The organism is Streptomyces pseudovenezuelae (assembly GCF_029892565.1).
Lineage (GTDB): Bacteria > Actinomycetota > Actinomycetes > Streptomycetales > Streptomycetaceae > Streptomyces > Streptomyces pseudovenezuelae_A.
Genome location: NZ_JARXVH010000009.1, coordinates 261,295 through 285,559, shown reverse-complemented (window position 1 = coordinate 285,559; position 24,265 = coordinate 261,295). Strand labels below are relative to the sequence as shown.

Annotated in this window: 21 protein-coding genes and 1 tRNA gene; 6 read left to right on the top strand and 16 right to left on the bottom strand. The window is 71.1% G+C overall.

What is annotated here, in order from left to right:
* Positions 1-9 precede the first annotated feature (9 nt).
* Positions 10-1,629 (top strand): DoxX family membrane protein, encoded by a 1,620-nt coding sequence (locus M2283_RS28865; RefSeq protein ID WP_280879338.1) that lies wholly within the window; start codon positions 10-12, stop codon positions 1,627-1,629.
* A 123-nt stretch (positions 1,630-1,752) separates the two neighbouring features.
* Here the strand turns inward: M2283_RS28865 and M2283_RS28860 are convergent, their stop codons facing one another.
* The 3 genes from M2283_RS28860 to M2283_RS28850 all read right to left on the bottom strand — a co-directional run bounded on the left by M2283_RS28860 (position 1,753) and on the right by M2283_RS28850 (position 4,462).
* The gene (locus tag M2283_RS28860) at positions 1,753-2,496 is read right to left on the bottom strand and encodes a nucleotidyltransferase family protein (RefSeq protein ID WP_280879337.1); all 744 of its coding nucleotides are present in this window, start codon (positions 2,494-2,496) and stop codon (positions 1,753-1,755) included.
* 120 nt (positions 2,497-2,616) lie between these two features.
* Positions 2,617-3,072: a hypothetical protein gene (locus tag M2283_RS28855; protein ID WP_280879336.1), complete on the bottom strand. Its 456-nt coding sequence runs from the start codon at positions 3,070-3,072 to the stop codon at positions 2,617-2,619.
* A 253-nt stretch (positions 3,073-3,325) separates the two neighbouring features.
* Positions 3,326-4,462 (bottom strand): ABC transporter ATP-binding protein, encoded by a 1,137-nt coding sequence (locus M2283_RS28850; protein ID WP_280879335.1) that lies wholly within the window; start codon positions 4,460-4,462, stop codon positions 3,326-3,328.
* A 221-nt stretch (positions 4,463-4,683) separates the two neighbouring features.
* Here M2283_RS28850 and M2283_RS28845 point away from each other — a divergent pair.
* A tRNA-Thr gene (locus M2283_RS28845) sits at positions 4,684-4,757 on the top strand.
* Positions 4,758-4,788: 31 nt separating this feature from the next.
* On the opposite strand, the gene M2283_RS28840 is transcribed toward M2283_RS28845, so the two are convergent.
* The 5 genes from M2283_RS28840 to M2283_RS28820 form a co-directional block, all read right to left on the bottom strand.
* Positions 4,789-6,216 (bottom strand): hypothetical protein, encoded by a 1,428-nt coding sequence (locus tag M2283_RS28840; RefSeq protein ID WP_280879334.1) that lies wholly within the window; start codon positions 6,214-6,216, stop codon positions 4,789-4,791.
* Between the two features lie 43 nt (positions 6,217-6,259).
* Complete coding sequence (locus tag M2283_RS28835; protein WP_280879333.1) at positions 6,260-7,912, bottom strand: glycosyl hydrolase; 1,653 nt, start codon at positions 7,910-7,912, stop codon at positions 6,260-6,262.
* Between the two features lie 1,213 nt (positions 7,913-9,125).
* The gene (locus M2283_RS28830) at positions 9,126-10,319 is read right to left on the bottom strand and encodes a hypothetical protein (RefSeq protein ID WP_280879332.1); all 1,194 of its coding nucleotides are present in this window, start codon (positions 10,317-10,319) and stop codon (positions 9,126-9,128) included.
* A gap of 291 nt (positions 10,320-10,610) precedes the next feature.
* Positions 10,611-11,084 (bottom strand): DUF4913 domain-containing protein, encoded by a 474-nt coding sequence (locus M2283_RS28825; RefSeq protein ID WP_280879331.1) that lies wholly within the window; start codon positions 11,082-11,084, stop codon positions 10,611-10,613.
* Between the two features lie 29 nt (positions 11,085-11,113).
* A complete protein-coding gene (locus M2283_RS28820) occupies positions 11,114-12,148 on the bottom strand; it encodes a C40 family peptidase (RefSeq protein ID WP_280879330.1) in 1,035 nt (344 codons plus the stop codon).
* A gap of 166 nt (positions 12,149-12,314) precedes the next feature.
* Here M2283_RS28820 and M2283_RS28815 point away from each other — a divergent pair, with 166 nt between their 5' ends.
* Together M2283_RS28815 and M2283_RS28810 are read left to right on the top strand one after the other, a co-directional pair.
* Complete coding sequence (locus M2283_RS28815) at positions 12,315-12,707, top strand: hypothetical protein (RefSeq protein ID WP_280879329.1); 393 nt, start codon at positions 12,315-12,317, stop codon at positions 12,705-12,707.
* Positions 12,704-13,957 carry a DUF418 domain-containing protein gene (locus M2283_RS28810; RefSeq protein WP_280879328.1) on the top strand — a complete coding sequence of 418 codons (1,254 nt, stop codon included), beginning with the start codon at positions 12,704-12,706 and terminating at the stop codon, positions 13,955-13,957. Before M2283_RS28815 ends, M2283_RS28810 begins: the two co-directional genes overlap by 4 nt.
* Here M2283_RS28810 and M2283_RS28805 read toward each other — a convergent pair.
* From M2283_RS28805 to M2283_RS28770, 8 genes are all read right to left on the bottom strand, one after another.
* The gene (locus M2283_RS28805) at positions 13,878-15,668 is read right to left on the bottom strand and encodes a TraM recognition domain-containing protein (RefSeq protein ID WP_280879327.1); all 1,791 of its coding nucleotides are present in this window, start codon (positions 15,666-15,668) and stop codon (positions 13,878-13,880) included. The two genes, M2283_RS28810 and M2283_RS28805, sit on opposite strands and share 80 nt — an antisense overlap.
* Positions 15,665-17,296, bottom strand: coding sequence for an ATP/GTP-binding protein (locus tag M2283_RS28800; RefSeq protein WP_432423139.1), 1,632 nt, complete (start codon positions 17,294-17,296; stop codon positions 15,665-15,667). The genes M2283_RS28805 and M2283_RS28800 overlap by 4 nt, the downstream gene beginning before the upstream one ends.
* Before the next feature lie 59 nt (positions 17,297-17,355).
* On the bottom strand, positions 17,356-18,849 hold the full coding sequence (locus tag M2283_RS28795) for an SCO6880 family protein (protein WP_280879325.1): 1,494 nt from the start codon (positions 18,847-18,849) through the stop codon (positions 17,356-17,358).
* Positions 18,850-19,051: 202 nt separating this feature from the next.
* Entirely contained in the window at positions 19,052-20,275 is a 1,224-nt protein-coding gene (locus tag M2283_RS28790) for a hypothetical protein (protein ID WP_280879324.1), read from the bottom strand.
* Between the two features lies 1 nt (position 20,276).
* Positions 20,277-21,050 carry a hypothetical protein gene (locus tag M2283_RS28785; protein WP_280879323.1) on the bottom strand — a complete coding sequence of 258 codons (774 nt, stop codon included), beginning with the start codon at positions 21,048-21,050 and terminating at the stop codon, positions 20,277-20,279.
* 17 nt (positions 21,051-21,067) lie between these two features.
* Positions 21,068-21,382: a hypothetical protein gene (locus M2283_RS28780; RefSeq protein WP_280879460.1), complete on the bottom strand. Its 315-nt coding sequence runs from the start codon at positions 21,380-21,382 to the stop codon at positions 21,068-21,070.
* 86 nt (positions 21,383-21,468) lie between these two features.
* Positions 21,469-21,756: a hypothetical protein gene (locus M2283_RS28775; RefSeq protein WP_280879322.1), complete on the bottom strand. Its 288-nt coding sequence runs from the start codon at positions 21,754-21,756 to the stop codon at positions 21,469-21,471.
* A complete protein-coding gene (locus M2283_RS28770; protein ID WP_280879321.1) occupies positions 21,753-22,325 on the bottom strand; it encodes a hypothetical protein in 573 nt (190 codons plus the stop codon). Before M2283_RS28770 ends, M2283_RS28775 begins: the two co-directional genes overlap by 4 nt.
* 318 nt (positions 22,326-22,643) lie before the next feature.
* Here M2283_RS28770 and M2283_RS28765 point away from each other — a divergent pair, with 318 nt between their 5' ends.
* Positions 22,644-23,453: a transglycosylase SLT domain-containing protein gene (locus M2283_RS28765; RefSeq protein ID WP_280879320.1), complete on the top strand. Its 810-nt coding sequence runs from the start codon at positions 22,644-22,646 to the stop codon at positions 23,451-23,453.
* A gap of 11 nt (positions 23,454-23,464) precedes the next feature.
* Positions 23,465-24,238 carry a hypothetical protein gene (locus tag M2283_RS28760; RefSeq protein ID WP_280879319.1) on the top strand — a complete coding sequence of 258 codons (774 nt, stop codon included), beginning with the start codon at positions 23,465-23,467 and terminating at the stop codon, positions 24,236-24,238.
* Positions 24,239-24,265 lie beyond the last annotated feature (27 nt).

Here is a 24,265-nt window from a genome sequence, read left to right as displayed (position 1 = left end):
CTCGGTTAGATGAGTGTGGACACCAGAACACCCCGCACACCCACGGGGGACGGCCCGTCGGGATTCGACGACGCTCCCGCGCTGAGCATGGTGAAGGTGCCGAGCGATCCGGCGCAGGTCATCGTCAATCATGCGAGCTTCCGCGTGCAGTTGGGCGCCTCGACCCGAGGTTCCCAATCGCCGCGGATCGCACGGCACTTGGGCCCCGCAGAGGACAACGCCCGGATCCCCGCCGCAGGTCGCGCGCCGCGCCGCCGCCCCGTCGTGTGGAGCGGCAGCGCCGCCCCCGACGACACCGGCGCCCACCGCCTGCTCCAGGCCGTGCGCAGCGGCAGCGTCGGCCATCCGGACGAGTCGTCGGGCGACGCCGGGGCCACCCAGGTCATCCCGCGCGTGGACGTCGGCGGTTACGACGACGTCTACGACTCGCTCGACCAGACCGTCGAGACCCCGATCGTCGGCGCCCAGCGCAGTCGCGAAGACACCGGCGGCACCCGCCTGTTGCCCGACATGCGGCCCGTCGGCAGCGCCTACGACGAGGAACCCGCCTACGGGGACCAGGAGTTCGAGGACTTCGAGGACGGCACGGGGGAGGGCCGACCGGCCCGGCGCCCCGGCGTCGACCCGGCCCGGCACGCCTATTACCCCGGCCGCCGCATGAACCTCGGCGTGGTCCTCCTCCCCCTCCGCATCTTCCTCGGCTTCATCTCCATCTACGCCGGCATGGGCAAGCTGTGCGATCCCGTCTACTTCGACGGCGGCAAGCGCGGCTCCATGGTCAAGTGGCTCAACACCCTGCACCCGTGGGAAGTCGCCGAGCCACTGCGCCAGTTCGCCCTCCACCACCCGGTCGGCTCCGGCCTCGTCATCGCCTTCGCGCAGGTCGTCGTCGGCGTCCTGACGGTGCTGGGCTGCTGGCAGCGGGTCGCCGCCGTCTTCGGCGCGCTGCTGTCGGCCGCGCTCATCGTCACCGTCAGCTGGAAGACCGTCCCCGCCTACGACGCCCCCGACATCATCTACCTGGCCGCCTGGTCCCCGCTGATCATCGCGGGCGCCCCCGTCTACTCCGTCGACGGCCGCCTCGCGGGCAGCGCCTGGCGCCGCCTCGGACCCCGCGCCGACATCTGGGAGCTGCGCCAGTACGTGCTGCGCCGCGGCATCCTCGTCACCGCGATCGTCACCGGCCTCACCCTGCTGCTCGGCTCCCTGCTGGGCGGCGCGGTCCGCGACGCCGACCGCGTGGTCGTCCCCGGACCCGGCGAGGCCCCGCGCAACGAACTGCCCGGCTCCCCGCTCCCGCAGAAGCCCGGCAAGAAGCACAGCAAGTCGCCGTCGGCCTCCACCACGCCCACCCAGGGCGCGACGGCCGGCTCCACCCCGTCCGGTACGGCCACCACGCCGGGTGCGACCCGCTCCACCTCCAGTGGCGGCGGCGCCCCGAGCCAGACCCAGGGCACCGGCGGCCAGGCCCCGCCCCAGCAGTCCTCGCCCGCCGGCGGCAGCGCCCCGAGCACCAGCTCCGGCCCCACCTCCGGCGGCACGACAGGCGGCACCGGCTCGACAGGCGGCACCGGCACCGGAGGCACGTCCTCCGGCCAACCGGGCCTGGTGGGCGGCCTGTTGGGGTAGCGGAGCCGGTGGGCAAGATCCTGGGCAAGCCCACCGGCTGAACCATCGCCCGAAGAGCAGAAATACGAGGGGTCCCGCGCCAAGTCTCAGGCGCGGGACCCCTTTTGGCTTATGGCTTATGGCTTACGTGGTCTCTCGACGCCCCAGAGCGGCCAGCTCCTTCGCCGCTTCCGTCAGGTCCTTCGCCGTGTCGATGGCCCGCCAGTACGCCCCGTGCGGAATCGGGAACCCGGCCAGTCGCCGCTCCCGGGCGAGATGCGGAAACGTGGTCCGTTCGTGATCCCCCCGCTCCGGCAGCAGCTCCGAGAACCCGGGCGCGAACACGTACACACCCGCATTGATCTCGTACGTCGTCGGCGGCGCCTCGATGAAGTCCGTGATGTGCCCGAACCCGTCCGTCTTCACCGCGCCCCAGGGAATCCGCGGACGCGCGAGCGCCAGCGTCGCGACCGCGTCCCGCTCGGCGTGGAAGTCCGCCATGTCCCGCAGGGAGAACCGGGTCCAGATGTCACCGTTGGTGGCGTACCAGGGCTGCTCCGGGTGGGGGAGACGCGCGGCCGCGTACTTCAGACCGCCGCCCCGCCCCAGCGGCTCGGTCTCTATGACCGTTTTGACGTTCACCGGCAGATCGGCGGTCGCCAGCCACTTCTCCAGGACGTCGGCGAGATGGCCGCAGCTGATCACCACGTCCGTGACGCCCTCCTCGGCCAGCCAGGACAGCTGATGGCCGATGATCGGCGTCCCCGTGCCGGGGATCTCGACCATCGGCTTGGGCCGGTCGTCGGTGTACGGACGCAGCCGGGAACCCTGGCCACCGGCCAGGACGACGGCTTGAACAGGGCGTGCGGCGGCGTTCGGATCGGTCATGCCTCGAACTGTACGACGCGCCCAGCGGGCGGCCGGAGTCGGCAACCGATCCGTGATGAGCCGTTGCCCTCCTCCGCACCTGACCGGTCCGGAGGAGGGCCGGGAACCCTCGTGTGTGCCTCAGCTGTGGACCGCGGCGACCCCCGAGGCGAAGGACGTGTCGCAGACGGGGCGGGCGTACGACTGCGCCCGTGAGGGCCCGTACACGCGCACCGCCGCCTTGCCGAGGGCCCGCGCGATGGACACGCAGTGCTCGGCGAGCGAGGGGCGCTCTGTGACCGCCTGCTGGAGGTGCGTGAGGACCTCGCCCGGGTTCTCCTCCTGGAGCTCGGCGAGGAGTTGGTCGCGCAGTACGTCCTGGGGGGCGCGGTGGACCGCCGCGGCGCCCTTGGCGTCGTCGATCGCGTCGGAGGCGGTGAGCACCGAGGACGAGGAGTTCCCCGACCAGTTGACTCGGGTGACCGCGAGGGTCCCGGAGAGCACCAGGACGACGGGCAGGACAAGGGCGAGCGTGCGGCCGATCCGGCGGGCGGGGCCCCGGCCGCGTCGCGTCTGTTGGTTAGTGGAGTGCTTCACGCTCGTGAGGGTAGCGCCCGGTAATGATTTGGCGACATTTAGTCACCGGTTCGGGGGATGAAGTGGTGCCTTTTATTGGGTACGGGGTTGACGCACGCTGCTCGAAATGACCGGTCTGCCGGGGTATTTGTCGACATGGAAAAGGGCCCCGCAGCGGTTTGCGGGGCCCTCTTCGTCAACCTGGGTGAATTTTCCGGCTTGGGCGTTTCCGAAGTTGCCGGTTGCGCGGCCGCCGGAAGTGACTTATGCCTGGTCAGTCGGTGAGGCGCTCGCCCGTGGAGGTCGAGAACACGTGGGTCTCGCCCGGCCGCGGCACCACGTGCAGCGTGGAGCCCTTCTCCGGGACGCGGCGGCCCTCGACGCGGACGACGAGGTCCTTGGTCTCGCCGCCGACCTCGGCGCTGCCGTAGACGTAACCGTCGGCGCCCAGCTCCTCGACGACGTTCACGGAGACCGCGAGACCGGCCGGGGCGTCCTCGGAGTGCTTCGTCAGGGACGAGGCGACCTCGCCGCCTTCCTCGACGATGTCGAAGTGCTCCGGACGGACACCGACGGTCACCGTGGTGTCGCCCTTGTCGGCGGCGGCCTTCAGGGCGTCACGGTTGACCGGGACGACGCTGTTGCCGAACTTCACACCGCCGTCGATGATCGGGACCGCGACCAGGTTCATGGCCGGGGAGCCGATGAAGCCGGCGACGAAGAGGTTGGCGGGGCGGTCGTACATGTTGCGCGGGGAGTCGACCTGCTGGAGCAGCCCGTCCTTGAGGACGGCCACGCGGTCGCCCATCGTCATGGCCTCGACCTGGTCGTGGGTGACGTAGACGGTGGTGATGCCGAGGCGGCGCTGCAGCGAGGCGATCTGCGTACGGGTGGAGACGCGGAGCTTGGCGTCCAGGTTGGACAGCGGCTCGTCCATGAGGAAGACCTGGGGCTCACGCACGATGGCGCGGCCCATCGCGACACGCTGGCGCTGACCGCCGGACAGGGCCTTCGGCTTGCGGTCCAGGTAGTCGCTGAGGTCGAGGATCTTCGCGGCCTCTTCGACCTTCTTGCGGATCTCCGCCTTGTTGATGCCGGCGATCTTGAGGGCGAAGCCCATGTTGTCGGCGACGCTCATGTGCGGGTACAGCGCGTAGTTCTGGAACACCATGGCGATGTCCCGGTCCTTGGGCGGCAGGTGCGTGACGTCGCGCTCACCGATGCGGATGGAGCCGGCGTTCACGTCCTCGAGCCCCGCGAGCATGCGGAGCGAGGTGGACTTGCCGCAGCCGGAGGGACCGACGAGGACGAGGAACTCGCCGTCCCCGACCTCGATCTCCAGTCCATCGACGGCGGGCTTCTCGGTGCCCGGGTAGATCCGGGTCGCCTTGTCGAACGAGACAGTGGCCATGGTGAAGGCCCCCTTCTACCGGCAGGAACGTGCCGGACGATCCGTTGTAGGAAGGTGGTGTAGTCCACAGGAGTGAACTGGCTTCGGACGGTACCTCGCGTTCGCCTGGTCTGTCAGTACCCGTGGGCATGTGAACTTCGCGGAAATATTCGACAGGGGCCCACTGTGAGCTGGGTACACTGCACGGGCACGCCCGCCGCGCACGTCACGCGCGCGTGCAGGCCTCCTTAGCTCAGATGGCCAGAGCAACGCACTTGTAATGCGTAGGTCGTCGGTTCGAATCCGACAGGGGGCTCCGACGAAGCGGTTCGCGCCGTACGAGTGGTTCAGACCGTGAGCTTTACGGCTTCCAGGTAACTGTTGTTGGTGAAGGTGCCGACGGTGAGCAGGTCGGGGCGGGCGCCCGCGCAGCTCCGGGCGCTCCAGCCGCTGCCGTGGACCTTGCCGGACTGGCAGATCCGACCGCTGCCTATGTTGATGGCGAAGGCCAGGAGGTTCGGGGCGGACTTCTTCGCGCTGCCGATGTAGTTGCTTCCGCCGTCGGCGACGAGGTCCGTCCACTCCGGCTTCCACTTGCCCTCGCCGTTGGTCGAGGCGGGGTCGTGGACGAAGGCGTTCGCGGCCGAGCCGCCGGCGTTGGACACCGCGATGTTCAGGGCCTTGATCGGCTTCTTCTTGCCCGGCCTTCCGGCCGTCGCGCCGTCGCACACCGGTTTCTGCCAGCCCTGTCCGCTGACGTAGGCGCGGTAGCAGATGTGCCGTCCGTGCGGGTCGTTCCGGGCGAGGCGCTGTACGGCGGTGGCGGCGGTGACCGGCTTTGGGGGCTTCGCGGTCACGGTGACCTGCGGCGGCCTCGCCGTCACGGTGACGATGCCTCCGCCGCCGTTCGGGGTCGAGGTCTTCTTCGGCCCGGGTTTGCGCGTCGTGGCCGTCGCGTTGGGGGACGTGGGCACCGCGGTGGGGATCGTGGAGTAGGTCGGTGACGGTCGTGGGGGCAGCGGGGTGCCGGTCGCGGTCGAGTCGGGCTTCGTGCGGGCGGCCTGGGTCTCGTTGCCGCCGTCGGCCGGTGCCTTGCTGCCCAGGATCACCAGGGGTACGACGACCAGGGCGGCCACGCTGAGTGCCACCGGTCCGACGACCAGGGGCCTGTGGAGCAGCCCCGGTCCCTCGTACTCGTCGTCCGACTGGCGCGGGTGGTTCCCGCGGGTGATCAGGGGGCGGGGGACGGTCGGGCCGGGGGTGGTGGAGGAGGTGGAGGGGGTGAGCGGTGGTGGGGGTTCGGTGGGGTCCGGGAGGGTGTACGACTCCGACTCCGACTCCGACTCCTCGGTGAGGTCGTCGTCGAAGTCGGTGAGGTCGTCGTCGGGGTCGTCGTGGAGGTCGTCAGGGTCGTCCGGGTCGTGGGCGTCGTCGAAGTCGTCGTCCTCGTCGTCTTCGGCGATGGGGACGAGCGTTGCCTCGGTGGGCTCGGGCGCGTCCTGCCGGTGTTCCTCCAGGAGTCTGCTCGAACCGTCGGGGGCGACCTCGACGTGGGCGACGTAGTCCGCCGAGGGGTCGGAGATGTCCGCCGTCACGGTGGTGTTCCGGTCGCGTGCGTATGCGTGCAGCGTGTCGAGGATCGCGGCGTCGACGGTCTCGCCCCGGGCCGCCGGTACGGGGCTGCCGTCGATGGCGGCGGAGCCGTCGCCGGCGATGACCACCTCGAAGTGGGTGCCCTCGGTGCTCGACTCGTCTGCCTCTTCGCCCCGGCTCATGTCCATTCCCTTTCCCTTCTGATTCCTTCCTGACGGTGTCCGCTCAGCCCGCGGCGCGGTAGGCCTGGCCGCTCGCGTTCGGGGTCGTGCCGTTGTAGAGGCCGGTCGGGCTGGTCTGGGTGGAGAGGGTGAACCAGGCGTAGCGCTCCACGTAGTCCAGGCCGTCCAGCATCGTCGTGGAGGCGTTGATGAAGTCGATCTGCTGCTGCTCGTTGTCGGGGTAGCGAGGGGTGCCGTGGGAGAAGTCGATGAGGCCGTACTCGGTCAGCCAGATCGGCTTGTCGGGGTAGCGGGCGTGAACGGCCTCTATGTAGGTGCGCAGTTGGTCGACGGCGTCGGGGCCGAAGTCCTTCCCGTACCAGTGCAGGGGGATGAAGTCGACGCGCAGGCCGCGGGTCTTGGCGCCCTCCATGAAGCGGTCCAGCCAGCCGCCGATCACGTCGGCGCCGGAGGCGACCGCCGGGGCGCCCAGGCGCAGGCCGGTGGACTCCAGTTGGGGCCACAGGTCGAGGGCGTCCTCGGGGGTGAGGTCGGCCTGTCCGGGGAGGTCGGGTTCGTTGAAGCCGAGCAACTCCTTTCCCTGGCTTGCGGCTTGGGCGAGATCGGCGTCGGTCACCGAGTCGCGGCCCCAGATCATCGGGACGTACTCGACGCCGTCCGGCTTGGTGACGGGGCCGGTGGAGGAGGCCCAGTTGTAGTACCAGGAGGCGCCGGAGTCGGACAGGGCCTGGGAGATGCCGTCGAAGGGGTTGAGGCTGACGCCCTTGAGGGGGGTGTCGGAGGACGGGATGGTGGTGTCGGTGCTGGTGGCGGTCGCGGTCGTGGTGGGGGTGGTGGCGGTGTCCGCGGGGATGGTGCCGGCGTTTCCGAAGACGACGGTCAGGCCGGAGCAGCGGGTGCACTGGTACATGACCTTGTTGCCGGGTTCGGCGTCCTGCTTGGACCAGGCGTACGCGGTCGGGCACTTCTGGTTGACCATGTCGCTGTACGGGGTCTTCGCGTCCCGGTTCGGGTTGACGCACACCAACGGCTGTCCGGATGCCGGGTCCTTGGTGAGGTTGTCGGCCGGGCAGGCGGAGAGCAGATCCTCGGGGCAGCCCGCCACCGCGCACTCGCCGGTCTCGGGGGGTGTCACGTCGTTCGGGGTGATGGTGATGGGCGTCGCTACGGCGTTGACGTAACTGACGTCGTACCAGGGGGCTGCGGCGTCGGCCGGGTCGAAGTTGAACTCGGCCAGGCCGGTGGGTTCTTCGGTGAGGGTGCAGTGGTCGGCGTAGGGGCCGCAGTCGCCCACCGTGCAGTGGAACGTGCTGCCTTCCTCGCCGGTGCAGCCCTGGCGGGCGAAGAACTTGCCCCGCCAGTGGCCTCCTTGGGTCTCGGGGACGGTGACGGTGGCGGGCTGGCCGGGGTCGAGGGTCGGGAGGCCGGTGAGGTTGAGCGAGCCGTCGGCATTGACTGTGCTGCCGATCCAGATGCGTTCGGTGGTGTTGTTCCAGAGGGTGACTGTGTGGTCGGGGGTGGCGGTGTCGGCGGCCGGTTTTTCGTTGATGCCGGTGGCGTCGGAGGGGAGGGACTGGATCGTTACGGCGGTGGCTGTTATGCCGACGATGACGAGGAGGAGGGCTAGGAGGAAGGAGGTGCGTCTGCTTGTGGGGCGTGGGAGGTGCGGAAAGCGTGGGAGGCGCGAGGTGCGCATTGGGTGTGCCTTTCCGTCGGGTCTACGGGGGCGACGACTTGCGGGATTCGGTGGGTAGTTGTCGCTTGCGTAGGCACGACGGATGGGGGGTGGTGGAGGGTTCAGCGGTGGTGGGATGTCGTTATCGGCCTCTTGGCGTCGGCGGAGCGCTGTTGGGCATATTGCGATATGGGTTGTTGGAGGCAAGGGGCGGAGCAGGTCTCGGGCTGGGCGAGGCACCTCGATCCTGCTGGAGGGCCTGTGAGTTGTGAATGGCGCTGAGTCCTTCGGGGCTGATCAGGGATTGCCCGGGGGACGCCGGTTCTGGGTACACCGATCCCGGGGAGGCGGTCGGATGCGGAGCGTTCCCGGGAACGGCGGTGCTGTTGGCAGCCTCTCGCTGTAACTCCCTTAAGTACGCGTTGTTGGCGTAGTGCGCGATGTCCGGAATGTCTATCGGGGCTCTGTCATACGTGCGCTTCAACTTCTCGTCGGTTCTGACCAGATGCAGAATCGCGTCCTCGAAGGCTTCGGGTTCGAGAGCCAGAAGCTGACGGACCGTCTCTTGGATGCCCGGTTCCCTCGGGCTCACCGGCTGATGGGAGGGGGGCGGGCTTGGTATCGCCGACGCGCCTATGGCGGCTTCTATGAGGCTGTCGATGAGAAGGCGCCATTCGTCCGCGAGCCGGGTCCGGAGCCGCTTCCGGAATCCTGCCCTGCCGCGGGGTCGGGCGCGTAGGCGGTTCGCGGGCTTGAGCAGCACCTTTGGTGCCGTCTTGGCTTCCTGGCCCTGGCTCTGCTGCTTCCTGGGCGACCGCCTCCTGGTCGAGGCAGCCGTACTCTCGTCCGCCACGTTGCCCCTCTTTCAGGTTCAGCGCAGGGTGGTCGACAACTCGAATCCCGGCGGCAAGGGGAGCAGGCCGGGAGGTAGCGGGGACTCGGGGGGTGGTGGGGTGGTGCCGGCTGCCGGTCTTGGTGGGGGCTGACTGGGATAACACGCTTCCGAGTGCGACGAGGACCGGCGCCGCTTCAGGAGACCGTGTGGCGCGAGCCTCCACGTTTTGGCAGCGGGCATGTGCGTACCTCCCCAACCTGTGGACTGTGATCCGTGGTGGTTCGAGAGGCACAACGGATCGCGCACGGCGGCTGGTTCAGTACGGCGAGGAGACTGAATGCAAAGGCACACGGCCGCGCCTCAAGGGCGCGGCCGTGTGAGTGGAGTTGGAGGGCGCGATTACCGCCTGACCTTCTGCTCTTCCATCCTTGTCTCCTTGTGCCTGCGCGCGTGTGCAGATTCGTCGTTGAGCGTTGCCCTGCTCTGCGATGAGCGCGGGGGCGGATTGTAGGCGCTGGGATTGAACCCCGGGACGGACGTCTGTGGCGTGTGAGAGCTTGCGGAGATCCTCGTCGTAGGCATGCCGTAAGGTCCAGCGGACTCGGGCCGCTGCGCCCCAGCGTGCCGCGAGGCCTGCTCCTGATAGCTGGCCGGGAGAGGCTGCTCTGTCCCCCTTGCCTCCTTGTGCCTGCGCTCGCGTGCAGTTAGGTCATCGGCGTCGCGTCGCTGCGACCCCGTGTGCTGCGAGGTCGGCTCCTGATACCCGCGGCCCCCCGGAGTGTGCTCCGCCTTCTTGCCGTCCCTGGCCTTCTTGAGTGCGGCTGCGTGCCCTGCGTTGTTGTCGCGGGGTTTTACGTCTCCGTGTCGTGACATGGAGGGCGCCGGAGTGTAGTCCCGGGCCGCCCTGCTGAGGGCCCCTTGGTCCGACCGCGACGAGCCGGTGGCGTTGAGCGCGTAGGAGATGGCCTCCCGGTGCTCATTCGCGAGCGGCTGCCTTGACGTCTGATAGGACGAGGTGGGGTGATAGCCGCCGCGTCCGTGGGACTCCAGATCGGGCCGCTTGCGACTCCCCGCGAGGGGACCCATTTCGTAGTCGCCGTCGTTGTCTGCGGTTTTCTCTTCGCGCTTCTTCCGCTCCTCCGTGTGGTGGCTATGTACCTCTCTCGCCGTGACTGCGGCACCAGCCACGAAGGTCGATGCCCCGCCGATCCTGCTGGGGACTTTGCCGTCCCCGCCGACAGTGGCTACCGTGCTTCCCACTGCGGCGGCGATCCGGGCCGCGTCCGCAGCCAGGTTTATCCTGTCGACATTCCCTGCGCCGCCGACCTGGTAGTTCTTGTACTCTTCCCTGAGGCCTGAGCTGCCGAGGACGGTCTGACCGATGATTCCCGCCGCATTCAGACCCACCCCGGCTTTTCCTCCGACCAGGGGCGAGAGACCCTGCGCGGCGTTGGGAAGGAAATCGAGGAAAGCCCTCGCGAAATGCTTGTAGTTCTGCGGGAGATCCCTCCACCTTTCCTTGGCCGCGTGGTAAACCGAAACCTTTCCCTCTGGCGGCCTTGTCCTTTTGCCGGAGGTGTCGGCGTAGAACACACCCCCTTGTGAGTCGTACCACCCGCGGTCGGCTCCCGGCGGAAGCGGGGGTGCCGCTTGTTCCGGGACGGGAGTCGTCGACGGGCGGATCCTGTCCGGGTACATCTCGACGGAGTAGTAGGAACTGGCGTTGGAGTCGTCGCTGATTGGTGAGTTTGTTCCTGGCATTTCACCCTTCCTGATGGATGAATGGCTGCTCCGTGTGGAGCCTGTTACGGCATCTGTCTCAGCGCCGTCGACCGGATACGTACTCCGGTCGCCACACACAACGTTTCCGCGGGGGTATCCGGTTCATTGCTGGTCATCCTCGGTGCCAGTATTTCGAGGCCCGAACGGGTCGATGGCCTCGACCATGGGCTTCTCCTTCGGGCGGTGCATGCCCGGCTTGCAGCCGGCGAACGGGCCTCGGGGGTCGCGCAGGGTGTCCATGACCGAGGACAGGTAGTCGCGGTGCCAGCTCGCCGGCCCCGTCATCTCCGAGTCCGGGCCCGTCAGGTGGCCCCAGGCGAGCCACAGGCCGTGGAGTTGGGCTACCGCCTCGGGGTGGTCCCACCAGCGGGGGCACCAGGGGGACGTGGAGGTGACCTCTCTGCCGTAGACCGGCAGGAGCACGTGGTGGGTCCACAGGGTCAGTTGGCGCAGTGTCTGTCCGTAGGCGGGTCCTTCCATGTAGAGGATGAACAGCGGTGGTGAGGGGAGTTTCTCTTCGGCCTCGGGGTTCTTGGTTTCGGAGGCCTCAGGCTTCTCTGTCGATATGGCTGACATGGTCCTCCTGCTGTCGCTGCGGGCGGAGCTCACGCCTCCGGCCGCACCACCCCCAAAATCTCCATCGACGCCACGGGCGATATATAGATCACCCGCCCCGGCCGAGGTGCCGAGATGATCTTGCCGTTGCCTATGTACAGGGCCACATGGCTCGCGTCGGAGAAGTAGATGACGAGGTCGCCGGGGCGCATCTGGGAGGTTGGGACGTGGGGGAGTTGGGACCACTGGAGTTCTGAGGTGCGGGGGATGGTGACGCCCGCTGCCAGCCAGGACGCTGAGGTCAGGCCCGAGCAGTCGAAGGAGTTGGGTCCCTCGGCGCCCCAGACGTAGGGCTTGCCGAGTTGGCGTTCGGCGTAGGCGATGGCCTTGCGGGCGGCCGGGGTTGCCTTGGTGCTCGTCTGAGTGACGGCGCCCGTTGCCTCCCATTTCGCCTGGGACTTCGCCGCCTCCTTCGCCTCCAGGGCCGCCAGGCGCCGGCGCTCCTCCGCCGCCAGGCTCGACTCCAGCCTCTTCGCCTCGGCGATGTGCTGCTCGATCGTCCGGCGCTCGGTGTCCATGGCGCGGCGGTTCTTCCGGAGGCGGGACAGTTCGTCGGAGGCGTCCTCGGTGCGGGTGCGCAGCTCCTCGCGGGTGGTGGTCAGGGAGGAGAGGAGGTTCTGGGTCGATTGCTGCGCCTGGGTTGCCAACGACGCGTTGTCCAGGGCGTTTTCGGGATCGGAGGCCAAGGCCAGTTGGAATTCGGCCGGTAGGCCGCCCGTGCGGTACTGGGCCGCTGCCGCCGAACCGGCCCGAGAGGTGAGACGGTCCAGTTTTTGCTCCGTCGCGTGGATCTGGGCGTCCAGCGCGCGGACCCGCTTCTTCTGTCGCGTCACCTTCACATCGACGGCGTTGTACTTGTCCGTGGCGACCTCGGCGTCGTGGTAGAGGCGCTGGAGTTGGGCGCGTACCTCGGTGAGGGTCTCGGGGGCGGCTCGGGCGGGCTGCTGGGTCGCCGCCGTCAGGGCGCAGGCCAGGGCGACCGCGGCCGCCGTCCGGTACCCGTGTGTGCGCAGGGGCTGTCTCATCTGGGCCGAAGCTCCCTTCGAAGGTGACTCCCGGTCGGTGCGCTCACACAACGGGCCTGCTGCGTACGGCGGTTCAAGCGCGGGTGTGAACCACGCGGTGCCCGGCAGCCGTTGTGCGCGGGACGGGCGTACGCCCGATGAAGCCCGCTGAAGGGGGTTTGGCTTTATGGAGGCGTGGTCGGTGCTGCCTGCGCTGTTCGCCGGGCTGGGGCTGGGGTTTCTGTGGATGGGGCTGCGGGCCGGCGTGACGGCGCTGCGGCTGCGCGTGCGCGGGCTGCGGGCGATCGGGGTCGTGACGGCGTGGGTGCCGGTCGACGGGCGGCTCGGCGGGGTCGTGGTGTTCTGCGATCACCTCGGGCGCGCCGCCGTCCTGGATCCCGGGAGGTACGGGTCGCTGTGCGGGCTGCCGCCGGTCGGTGAGCGAGTCCCTGTGGTCTACGTGCGCAACCGGCCCGCCTCGGCCCGGCTTTGGGACGTACGGCATCTGCTGGCGCCCGCGTTCGGGTGGTTCCTGTCGTCCACCGTGGCCTTCGGCACCTCGGTGGTGGTGTCGCCATGACGTCGCCGGACGAGGGCGGCCTCCAGGGGCGGGGCGAGATCGGCCTCGCCCCGCGCGTCCACGAGGTCGACATGCTGCGCGGGTTCGCCCTGTTCGGCATCCTGCTGGTCAACGCCCCGATGATCGCCGGGACTTACGCGGGGGAGGTGGGCGGTGCCGGGGGCTCGGGCCTCGACCGGGGGGTCGTCTGGCTGGTGACCGCGCTGGTCTCCACCGAGTTCTATCTGCCGTTCTCCTTCCTGTTCGGCTACAGCTTCGTGCTCCAGGAGCGGGCCGCCCGGCGGGCGGGCACCGCCTTCGCGTCGCTTCATCTGCGGCGCACGCTCGCCCTGTTCGCGCTCGGCGTCGCGCACGCCGTGCTGCTCTTCCCCGGCGACATCCTGATGACGTACGCCGTCCTGGGGCTGGTGCTGTACGGGCTGCGGGGTCTTGGGCCGCGGGCCGCGCTGAGGATCGCGGGCTGCCTGGTCGTGGCCCTGGCCGTGCTGCTGCTCGGATACGGGCTGCTCGTCCTCGCCTTCACCGACCCGGCAGTGCCGGCAACCCCGCGCGCGCCGGTCTCCCACGTGCCCCCGATCGTGCACGCGTACCGCGGCGGATTCCGCTCCGTCGTCGGCGCCCACCTCGGCGAACTCCCCGCGCACCTCGGCGCCGACCTGCTCTACGCGCCCGACATCCTGGCCGCGTTCCTGGCCGGGCTCGCGGCGGCGAAGGCGGGGCTCATGGAGCGGCGGGGCCGGGACCGGGCCTGGCTGCGGCGGGTCGTCGTACGGTGGCTGCCGGTCGGTCTGGTCGGCAGCGTGTTCACCGCGTGCTGTGCCGAAGGCCCGCTGGACGGCCGGTGGTTCATGGTCGGGCAGGCGGTGGCGACACTCACCTCGCCCGCGCTGACGGCGGCGTACGCCTGTGCTCTGCTTCTGCTGCTCGACACCCGTGGCCGGGCCGCCCGTCTGCTCGCTGCCGCCGGGCGGATGTCGCTCACCCACTACCTCACCCAGTCGCTCGTCCTCGCGTGCGTGTTCACCGGGTACGGACTCGGGCTCTACGGCCGGGTCGGCACCGCCCTCGTCAGTGCGGGCTGCGTGCTGCTGTACGCCGCCCAACTCGCCCTCGGCGCACGACTGATGGGGCGAGTCCGGTACGGGCCCGTCGAGCTGCTGCTGCGCACCGTCACGCTCGGAACTCCTCCGCGAACGCCGGCTTGGACAGCTGTACGCCCCGCGGATGACGGCGTGCCGCCCGTTCGGTGATGGCCGCCGACTCCGCCTTCGCCGCCGCCGAGATGGCGCCCGCGCCGGGCTCCTTGTACCAGGGGCGCAGCCGGATCAGGGCGGGTTTGACACCGGTTGCCAGCAGGAGCGCGGTGCCCTTGGGCAGGGCGCGGATCCTGTCGGGCGGCAGGACGGCCTCCTGGCGGTAGGAGTACGAGCGTGAAGTGCCGTCCCTGCCACGGGAGATGCTCGGGGTCCGCACGTCGTGCTGGCCGACCAGCGTGGAGATCTTCTGGACGAAGTCGGCGTCGTCCAGGCCCGCGCCCAGGAGCTTGACGGTCGCCGCGCTCCACAGCGCGTCCATGCCCAGCTCGCCCCACGCCCGGGCGCCCTGGCGGTAACTCTGCAGCAGCGTCACGACGTTGATGCCACGCGAGCCGAAGTGCGAGTAGAGGTCGGGCAGATCGGAGATGCGGCATACGTTGGCGGCCTCGTCGAGGACGGCTGTGAGAGGCGGGTCCAGGCGGCCGCCCATCCGTTCGGCGGCGACCACGCCCGCCCGCATCGTCGCGTCGGCGATGCCCGCGATGACGCCGGCCGCGGAGCCGCCGCCGTCCTTGGACAGCAGATAGAGGGTGTCCGTGCCCAGGACGTGCCGCTCGGGGCGGAACTCGGGCAGCGCGGGGTCGGGGGTGACCCAGGCGAGGATCTCCGGGTCGAGCAGGCAGGAGACGGTCTGGCGGGCGGTCTCGAAGATGCCGTCCCGGGTCTCCACCGCGCCACGGACCGTGCCCTGCAACTGCTCGGCCATCGCGACCAGTCCGTGGTCGCGCAGCAGGTCGACCGGCGTGCGGTCGGCGGGGTCGGCCAGCCAGCCGAGCAGGTCGGTGACCGCGGAGCCGCTGCGGGCGGCGGCCAGGAAGAGGGCGGTGAGGGTGTTCTGGGCGGCCGAGATCCAGAAGTCCTTCTTCGCGGTGTCGTCGTTGACGGACGCCACGAAGTGGCCGGCCAGCCGGCGGGCGCCCTCGGTGGTGTGGCACTCGCTGAGCAGGTCCCACCACATGGCGCGCGGGCTGTGCGCGATGCCTTGCGGGTCGAACGTCCATACCGTGCCCGCCTTTTCGCGCTCGGCGCGGGTGACGGCGTACACGTCGGACTTGTTCGAGGTGAGCAGCACGGCGCCCTGGGCGCGCAGCACCCGGGGGACGGCGATGCCGGTGGACTTGCCGGCCCGGGGCGCCATCAGGTCGAGCTCCACGTCCTCGTAACTGCTGCGCAGCTCAGGGCCGTTGGGGGCGAGATCGCCGAGGAGGTTGCCGGTCTCGTCCGGGTGCAGCCGCTCGCGGCCCTTGAGGGTCGGGCGCAGCTCGCGGGCCCGGGCCGCGATGCCCCTGGGACACATGGCGGCGAGTTCGCGGCGGCCGGCGAGGCCCTTGGGGCGGTCGGCGCGCCTCAGGAGGACGGCCAGGACGAGTCCGACGGGGATCGAGAAGAGCGCCAGCAGGCCGAGCATGCCGGCGTAGACGACGGCGGCCGGCACCCCGGGCCACAGGGCGTCCGGCCCGTCGGAGGTCAGCCGGACGAGGGTGGACAGGGCGAACGGCGGGGCGTCCCAGCCGTACCCGGCGATTCCGGCGCCGAGGGTGCCGCCGGACCAGGCGCCGAGGAACAGGACCAGGCCACCGCAGGCGATCGCGGTGAGCGCCCAGGGCAACTGCTCGTTGATGTCGCCGCCGCGCGGGGCGCTCATGCGGTCCGCCTTCCCGCCGCGGCCTCCGGATCGGCGGCGCCGGGACGGTCGTAAGCCTCCTCCTGGGCGGGAAGGACGTACGCCCCCTCCTGGGAAGCCCGTGCGACCTGTCCCGCGGCGAGGGCCGTGGCCCGTTCGACGGCTTCCTCGTTGGTCGTCCAGCGGAGGTTGGTGTTGTGCAGGTGACGCTCGGCCTCGGTGATCGCGACCTTGATGGGGATGCCGGGGCGGCCGCCGACCTTGATGAGGAAGCGGCCGCGGCCGGGCGGTTCCTCGTTGTCGCCGTTGACACCCCAGCCCGGGGGCGAGGACCACGACGACACGAGTTCGATCTCGCGCCTGGACAGGCCCACGATCTTGCCCAGGTCCTCCATCTCCGCCTTGGGCAGACCCGCGCACACGACCATCCCGGCCCGCTCCACGAAGCCGCGCGCCTTGGCGCGGTCGGCGTCGGTGCCGAGGGCCTCGGCGTCCTTGAGGGTGTGGGTGATCTTGGCGTCGCCGAGGCCGAGGGAGCGGTTGAGGCGGGTGAGCGCGTCGATGCGGTCGACGATGCCGGTGGCGGCGCGCAGCGGGCGCCACAGCTCGTCGAGCACGGTGAAGAACCAGCGCCGGGGGGCGAGGCCCGCGTCCGCGAGGGCGTGCGAGGCGGCCACCGTGCCGAGCCCGTCGGACCAGGCGGCGAGCATCGCGGCGGCGGTCAGCTGGGTGTCGGCCTCGCCGATGCCGGAGATGTCGATGCACACGGCGGGCGCGTCCGGGTCGATGTGGGTGGACGTCTCGGAGGCGAAGGTGTCGCCGAGCGGGCCGTCGAGGATGCCGAGCAGCGAGCGGTGCAGCGGGTCGACGGCGTCCCGGTAGCGGGTGTCGTCGCCGCGGTCGAGGGTGACCGCGCGCACCCGGTCGGGGCCCTCGGTGAGGACCCGCAGCACGTCGGGCAGCAGCACGGGACGGCCGGCGACGGTGCGTTCGCGCAGGTGGTGCAGGACGGCGGAGAGCACGGACTGCTCGTGGTCGTCCATGGGCCGGCCGCGCACGATGGTGATGAGGGCGGCGACCATGTTCAGCACCCGGCCGTGCGCCTCGGCCATCAGTACGTCGCCGGCCTGGCCGCCGATCCTCGCCGCCGCCGCGCCCATCGCGCCCGGGTCCAGGACGTTGATGCCGCCCCGGCCGCGCCCGATGGAGATGACCTGGCCGCCGAGCGCGCGGACGGTGTCGGCGTAGTCGGGCTTGAGGTCGCCGAGCACCAGCGGGACGACACCGGTCGCGGCGAGCCCGATCAGCATCCGGTTGACGAGGGTGGACTTGCCGAGGCCCGGCATGCCGAGCATGAACAGGGAGGGGTTGGAGATGTAGCGGGCCCGGGTGAACCAGTTCAGCGGGTCGCCGCAGACCGTGGCGCCGGTGAAGAGGTGCTGCCCGAGCGGCACTCCGGTCATCGGCGAGCCCGAACCGGCGGCGAACGGCCACATGCCGCAGGCCTGCACGGTGGTGGCCCGCCACATGGTCGGCGGATCCAGATAGCCGACCCGGCCGCCGCCCGCGCCCACCCAGCCGCGGGGCGGGACGAACAGCTCCTTGGGCCGGCCGGCCTTCGCGGGTCTCCCCGGCTTCTTCGCGGACACCTTCCCCGCCTCGGCCAGCCGGTCGGCCAGCTCCGCCTTCCGCTCCTGGCTCCGCCGGCTCACAGTGCCTCCTGCAACTCGTGCGGGACGAGGGTCTGTTCCCACGGGAGGATCCCGGCGGGCAGGGTGCAGCTGAAAGCCGCCGCCTGCATCCGGTCCGCGGGCCGCATCAGCACCCGGGAGGCCGCGGTCAGATTCCGTACGGCGACACTCGCGTCGGCGAGTTCCTGTGCCGTGTCGACGGTGACCGTCAGCATCAGCGAGAACTCCACGAGCCCCGCGCCCGCCGCCTCCTCCGTCGCGGTCTGTTCCGCCGCCCGCACCTCGGAGGCCGCGCGCGCCTGCACCATGCCCTTGCCGGAGGTCGCCATGAACTGGGCGCTGCGCCGGTCCGCCTCGACGATCCGGGCCGAGGTGGCCGGGTCGATGGTCCGGTAGACCAGCGCGACCCGCTTGCGGCGGGTGCCGGGAGCCGCCTCCAGCATGCCCCGCAGCACCGAGGACCGTACGGTGCCGCGGGGCGCCAGGGTCATCAGCCAGGTCCGGGACACCCCCGAGTCGTGCTGGTAGCTGCTCACGGTCTCGACGGCGGCGGCGGGGCCCGCGTCGTCCCACTCCAGGCCCGTTCCGCCGTGCTGGGCACGGGCGTTGAGGACGTCGGCGGCGACCGAGGGATCGTAGGCGACCCGGACCACCTCGGCGATCCGCTCGGCCGTCAGCGGATACGCGGAGCCGCCGCCGGCCGCGACGAGCCCGCTGAGCAGGCCCGGGATGCGGATGGCGAGGTCGGTGATCACGTCGTCCCGCTTGCGCTTCTGGCCGGCCGGGACGCCGTAGGTGAGGGAGACGTAGGTGTGCATCTCGGAGGAGGCGGTCGGATAGCGCTCGACGACCTCCTCCATGACCGCGCGGGCGGCGGGCGGGGCGTCGGCGTGGATGCGGGGGAGCACCTCGTTGGCGAGCCGGGTGCCCGTGTCGGGGGCGGTCTCCACGATCACGGAGGCGCCGCGCAGGCCGGGTTCGTGGGCCAGCCGGGCCAGCCACTCGCCCCACAGCGCGACCCAGATGTCGACCTGGTCCGGGTCGATGAGGGAACCGCCGTCGGGATCGCAGCCGAGGACGATCGTGTACAGGTTGCGGTTGGGGTGGTGCAGGACGCCGAAGGGCCGGTCGTAGGCGTCCCGGCCCTCGGTCGCGGTGACCTTGTTCAGCAGGCCCGGCGGGCGGAAGCGGCCACCGGGGCGGGCGGACAGCGGCCCCGAGACGTAGAGGTGGGCGCCCTTCGCCTTCCGGCGCCACCAGCCGATGCGCAGGGTGAGCAGCTGGTAGACGTTGCGGCCGTCCTGGGTGCGGATGGCCAGCGGGATCAGGAACAGCACGACCGGCACGAGCACGGTCAGCGCGGCGTACAGCGAGATCAGCGACGCGAGCAGGGTGATGACGAGTCCGCCGAAGACGACGAAGGTGCCGACCAGACCGAGCGGACCGAGCCCCGCCCGGCGTGGCCGGCGCCAGTTCCCGTAGGTCGGATGAGTGACGGCTTGCGTGGACATGAGGTCCGGTTCCCTTCCTGAGTGGCTTGAGGTGTGCGAGGAGCGGGGGAGGCCGCCGAACTCCCGGGAGGGGAGGGGGGAGTTCGGCGGCGGCTCCGGGTGGGGCGGGCGGTGGGTGCGTGACAGGGGGCGGGCGCGTGGCAGGTGGCTCACCGCCCCGGCAGATGGCTCACCGCCCGGCGGATGACTCACCGCCCCCGGGTCAGGTGTTGTTGCCCTTCTCGCCGTCGGCGCCCTCGACGGCGCCGCTGATGGTTCCGGCGGCTGCCTGTGACACGGCCACCGCCGCGAGGATGGCGATACCGGCGGGTCCGCCCATGGCCGCGGCGGCCTCGGTCCCGGCACCGGCGGCTCCGGCGCCCGCCCCGGCCCCGGCACCGGTCCGGCCGCCTCCCGCGGCACCGCCGTTCGTGCCGCCCTGTCCGGTCGAGCCCGGCTGTCCGCCCGCGCCGGCGGAGCCGCCGGAACCGGAGGCACCGCCCGATCCGGACGCGCCCCGCGGGCCCATGCCCCCGCCGGAGCCGCCGCTCATGGCGGCGAACTGGACCGCTCCGGTCGCGAAGCTGCTCGCTGCCCCGCCCAGGGCGGACATGCCGTCGCCGGTGCCGATGGCCGCGGTGGCGGGCACGATGACCTTCAGCAGTGCGGGCAGCGCGACGGCTGACAGCAGCATCAGGCCGATGCCGGCGATGCGTTCGCCCGCCGTGTTGCCGTGCTTGTCGTCCTGACTGGTGAGCAAAGCCGAGCCCGCGTACAGCACGAGACCGACCGCGGGTTTGTAGAGGACCCAGGCGATCAGCCAGCCGACGTGCTTGCGCCACCAGCCGGCCCCCCAGTCCGTCATCGAGGCCGCGGCGGCCAGCGGGAGGGTGCCGAGAAGCAGGATCATGACGCCGAGCCGGATGTACATCAGGACCGTGTGCAGGATCCCGGAGATCAGCAGCAGGAAGGCGAGGACCAGCAACAGGAAGGACTCGATGTCGCCGCCACCCGAACAGGCGCCGACGTTCTCCAGGTTGGCCTTCACCCCCAGGTTCAGCAGGTGCTCGGAGAAGCCGTCCGCCACGGCGATGGCCGCCGTGAAGACCGTGGTGGCGGCGCCCGAGACGAGAATGACCCGCAGGATGCCCTTCAGCGCGGTCCTGCCCGCGTCGCCCCTGCGCTCGATGGCCATGCGGGCGGCGGCGAACAGCAGCGAGCCGACCGCGAGATAGACCACGAGCCAGTAGGTCTGGTCGCCGATCTGCTTCGAGGAGTCCGTGTTGTCCAGGCTAGGGACGCCCTCGGCCAGTGCCGCGAACGCGGCGACCGCGCCCGCGAGGATGGTCTTCGCGATCAGGTTGATGATGGTCCCGATGGGGTCGCCGAGAAAACTGAAGAAGCTCAGCGCCAGGTCGACGGCGGGGTTGCCGGACGAGCAGGCCATGTCAGCTCCCCCACAGGACGAAGCCGCCGGGGCCCTGGACGGTGGACACCTTCGAGTGCAGGGAGCCGTCCTCGCCCGGCAGTACCTTCCAGTCGCCGCCGCTCCAGCGCAGCGCGATGGCGGTCGCCGCATAGCCCTGGTCGGTCTTCATGAGCAGCCGCACGGTCGCCGCCTCGGTCGTGTACGAGGTGACGGTGAAGCCCGCGTACGAGGCGACCGGCGTGCTGCCGTCGGGTACGTCGGTGTCCTGGACGGTGGCGCGGGTGAACTCGAACAGATCGCGTCCCCGCCCGGCGACGACCTGCTGCCCGGCGACCGTGCGCCAGCCGGACCCGCTCATCTGGGAGGGGATGACGTGGGCGGCCAGCGCGGCGCCGGTGGGTGTGTGCGCGAAGCACCACCACAGGTTCTTCTCGATCCGGGTGGGTCCGGCCGTGCCGGACACGGGCACGCGCGAGACGCCGAGCGGGCGCCACTCAACGTCCTTCGGCGCGGCCTCGGGCAGCGCGTCGCCCGCGCTGTCGTCGGTACGGCAGCCCCGTGGCCGGCCGTTCGCCGGCGCCGGGTCCCCGGACAGCGGCCCCTCGACGGTCACCTGGCTCCCCCGGTCGTCCTGGTCGCCCGGACCGGAGGTGAGCGCGGCGATCCCGCCCACCACGAACACGATGCCGAGGAACCCGGCCGACACCTGCCAGGAGCGCTGCTTCCAGTACGGCCCCGGTTCCTCGCTCTGCCCGGCGCTCCGCCCGGCCTGTCGTTCCCTGCGTGTGAACATCTCCGTCGCCCCCCGGCTCACGCGAAGACGAAGCTGATCAGCGGGCCGGCGGTGGACACCAGGACACAGCCGCCGAGCACCATGCCGAGCCGGCTCATGTGCTCGGAGCTCTCGCCCCGCTTGACGGAGATGGCCATCATCGCGCCGGTGATCAGGACGCCGGCGACACCGGCGGCGGTGCCGGCCCAGGCGGCTATGCCGAGGACCGTGTTGACCTTGCCGGTCAGTTCGGTGGGAGCGTTGGCCGCCGGTGAGGGCACGGCGGTGTCACCACCGCCGGGGACGGGGGCGGCGGCGAGCAGATGGGAGACTTCGAACAGCAGCGAGGACATGGTGATCTCCGAGAAGTTGGCGTCCGGCAGGGGCTGCGGGCGTGCGGGTGGCGGGTGGTTCCGGAGGGCGTGCGGGCGGCCCGGTGTCACGGGCCGAGGAGCCGCAGGTCGCCGAGGGACTCGACGAGCGGACCGGCCGTCGAGGCGACCAGGCAGCCGAGGGTGACGAAGAAGAAGCCGCGGAAGTGCGAGGCGCCCTCGCCCGGTTCGCCGCGGTTGAGCTGGATCGACATCTGGATGCCGACGATGATCAGTCCGGCGACACCGCAGGCGGTGGCGCACCAGGCGAGCAGGTTGATGAGATCGTGCGCTTCCACGGGCGGGGTGTAGGTGTCCTCGGCGAGGAACCGGACACCGGCCCGGCGGGGGTTCACGACCCGGCTCCCTGGCTGAGGCGCTCGCTCCCCACCAGGCCGGCGAGCCTGACGAGTTGCCGGGGCGGGGACTTCGGGTGGCCGCCCGTACGCCAGGCCGGGATCCACGGCACCCGGTGCACGCGGGCGACGGAGCGCAGCACCCGGATCCGGCGCAGCAGCGAGAGCGGCAGCCGTCCGGGGGCGTCCGCGACGAGGACCACGGCCAGCAGGTCGAGCCCGCGCGGGGCCTTCCCCTCGTTCAGCGCGCCGAGCGCCCAGGAGACGGCACGCAGTCCGCGCGCGCTGGTCCGGCCGACCAGCACGATCCGGTGCGGCTCGCCCTTGGCGGGCTCCGGCCAGCGGGCTCCTACGTCCACTCCGCCGAGGGCCTCGACCAGCGAGGTCGTCCCGGCGCCGCCGTGCGCCTGGACCCAGCCGACCTCGTCCCGCGACCGCGCCCCCTTGGGTCGCCGTGGGCGCCCCTGGGCCGTCTCGGGGGCCCGCGTGGCGGTCCGCGCGGGGGCGGCACGGCGTGCGCGGGCGGCCGGGGCCGCGGTCCGAACGGCGGTCCGGCCGCCGGATGCCACGTCCGCTGGCCTCGTCGCCGGGCCGGTGGTGGGCCCGTCCGTTCCCGTCGGCGGACCGCTCGGGTCGCCGCCGGGAGCGGGCCGTGGGGTCCTCGGGCCCCGTTCCCACGACTGTGGGCCCGACGGCATTGCCGTAGGAGTGCCCATGTGCGTCTCGCCCCCTTCTTGACTGGGTCTTCCGCTGTTCTGGTTCGTGTGTTTTCAGCTGGTTTGAACTTCTTTGCTCCCGGCCCCGTTTGGACCTTTCGAGTCCGGCGGACAGCACAACGGGCCGTGCGGGCACGGCGGTTCAAGACGAGAGGAAGAAGGCATGCGCCCATGAGCGCGGGTAGCGGAGGGGGCGGCGGCTCGAACGCCGCCAGGAACACCGCGATCGTCGGCTCCGGCTGCGGCTGCCTGCTGGCGCCGGTCGTCCTGGTCGGCGGGGTGATCATCACTGTGGTGATCGGCGGGTTCGGGGTGCTCCTGGCACCGCTGATCACGCTGATCCTGCTCTTCGGCGGGGGCGGCGGCAGCGACGGTTCCAACGAGCAGATAGCCAACCAGTCGCTCGACATCCTTCAGGGCGACGGGAAGGGCGAGTTGGACACCACCACGGTCCCCGAGGATCTGCTGGACCCCATCCAGCAGGCCGGCGAACTCTGTGACGCGATCGGCCCGATCGTCATCGCCTCGCAGCTGGAGAAGGAGTCCGGCTTCAACGCCGCGCTGGTCGGCCCGAACGGCGAGCAGGGCATCTCCCAGCTGCCGCCGGAGATCTTCGCGCGGTACGGCGAGGACGACGACGACTCCGGCGAGTCCTCCGCCCTGGACGCCGAGGACTCGATCATGGCGCAGGGCCGCTACATGTGCGATCTGGCCGACCAGGCCCAGCAGTTGATCGACGGCAACGGGATCGACACGGTCACCGACGACGCAGGGATCACCAACAGCGTCCTGGACCTCGCCCTGGCCGGCTACGACGTCGGGATGGACGCCGTCCGCGCGGCCCGGGGCGTACCGAAGACGAACAGCGCCCTGGGCTATGTCATCGCCGTGCGCACCCAGTTCGCCAAGTACCAGGGCGTCGCCGCCCCGCCCGAGGGCGCCACGCCCGGAGTCACCCCCACCGCCCCGGTCGACCCGTGAGGAGGACCACCATGGCCCGCTTCGAAGTCCGCATCTCCGACGAGGGGTTCGCCGAGATCGACGGCGCCCCGCTCGTGCCCGCACCCGGCGAGTCCGTGCACGAGGCCGTGCTGGACGAGTTGCAGCGCCGCGCCGAGGAGTGCGCCGCCGTCGTGGAGGCGACGGTGCACGACGGCCCCGGCGCCGCCCACTTCGTCCTGTCGGTGTCGCCGGACGGCTCCAGCAGCGTCCTCGTGCCCGTGCCCGAGGAGACACCGGCCCCGGCAGCCGAGCCCGCTTCCGCCGTCGCCACCGCGGTCGCCCGGGCCCGGGCCCGCGCCACGACCGCCGCCGTCACCGACGTGCCCGCCGAACTCGCCGAACAGGTCGGCCGGATCAAGGCGTCGGCCGCCGCCGGCCGGCTGGACGAGGCGTTCGCCCGCGCGACCGCGCTGCGCGAGGACCTGACCGGCTCGACCGGCGCGGGCCACCCCTACGCGGTGGAGGCCAGGGCGTTGGAGGCGTACCTCGCGCATCTGCGCGGCGACCACAGGGAGGCCGTCGTGCTGGCGCTGGCCGTGGCCCGGATCCGGTGCGGGGCCATGGACGGGCGGGCACCCGCGGACGTGGCGCGGGCGGCGGCGGCCTGGCAACAGCTCGACGACGAGCGGGCCCTCGCCGTCCACGGCCGCGAACTGCTGCACATGTGGGACGCGTTGGACCGCGGCGGCCTGCTGCCGCCGGGCGACGCGGAACTCGCCGACCTGATCCGCGGGGAGGTGGAGGCACTGACGGTGTACGCCTGACCGCCGCCCCTCTCCTCCCTCTCCCCC

Bases quoted from the DNA above. Each gene is read 5' to 3' on its own strand.
- M2283_RS28865 (WP_280879338.1), top strand. From the start codon at position 10: ATGAGTGTGGACACCAGAACACCCCGCACACCCACGGGGGACGGCCCG.
- M2283_RS28805 (WP_280879327.1), bottom strand. From the start codon at position 15,668: ATGAGCGCCCCGCGCGGCGGCGACATCAACGAGCAGTTGCCCTGGGCG.
- M2283_RS28765 (WP_280879320.1), top strand. From the start codon at position 22,644: ATGAGCGCGGGTAGCGGAGGGGGCGGCGGCTCGAACGCCGCCAGGAAC.
- M2283_RS28825 (WP_280879331.1), bottom strand. From the start codon at position 11,084: ATGTCAGCCATATCGACAGAGAAGCCTGAGGCCTCCGAAACCAAGAAC.
- M2283_RS28835 (WP_280879333.1), bottom strand. From the start codon at position 7,912: ATGCGCACCTCGCGCCTCCCACGCTTTCCGCACCTCCCACGCCCCACA.
- M2283_RS28790 (WP_280879324.1), bottom strand. From the start codon at position 20,275: ATGGCCTGCTCGTCCGGCAACCCCGCCGTCGACCTGGCGCTGAGCTTC.
- M2283_RS28850 (WP_280879335.1), bottom strand. From the start codon at position 4,462: ATGGCCACTGTCTCGTTCGACAAGGCGACCCGGATCTACCCGGGCACC.
- M2283_RS28760 (WP_280879319.1), top strand. From the start codon at position 23,465: ATGGCCCGCTTCGAAGTCCGCATCTCCGACGAGGGGTTCGCCGAGATC.
- M2283_RS28815 (WP_280879329.1), top strand. From the start codon at position 12,315: ATGGAGGCGTGGTCGGTGCTGCCTGCGCTGTTCGCCGGGCTGGGGCTG.
- M2283_RS28795 (WP_280879325.1), bottom strand. From the start codon at position 18,849: ATGTCCACGCAAGCCGTCACTCATCCGACCTACGGGAACTGGCGCCGG.
- M2283_RS28840 (WP_280879334.1), bottom strand. From the start codon at position 6,216: ATGAGCCGGGGCGAAGAGGCAGACGAGTCGAGCACCGAGGGCACCCAC.
- M2283_RS28780 (WP_280879460.1), bottom strand. From the start codon at position 21,382: ATGTCCTCGCTGCTGTTCGAAGTCTCCCATCTGCTCGCCGCCGCCCCC.
- M2283_RS28860 (WP_280879337.1), bottom strand. From the start codon at position 2,496: ATGACCGATCCGAACGCCGCCGCACGCCCTGTTCAAGCCGTCGTCCTG.
- M2283_RS28820 (WP_280879330.1), bottom strand. From the start codon at position 12,148: ATGAGACAGCCCCTGCGCACACACGGGTACCGGACGGCGGCCGCGGTC.
- M2283_RS28785 (WP_280879323.1), bottom strand. From the start codon at position 21,050: ATGTTCACACGCAGGGAACGACAGGCCGGGCGGAGCGCCGGGCAGAGC.
- M2283_RS28810 (WP_280879328.1), top strand. From the start codon at position 12,704: ATGACGTCGCCGGACGAGGGCGGCCTCCAGGGGCGGGGCGAGATCGGC.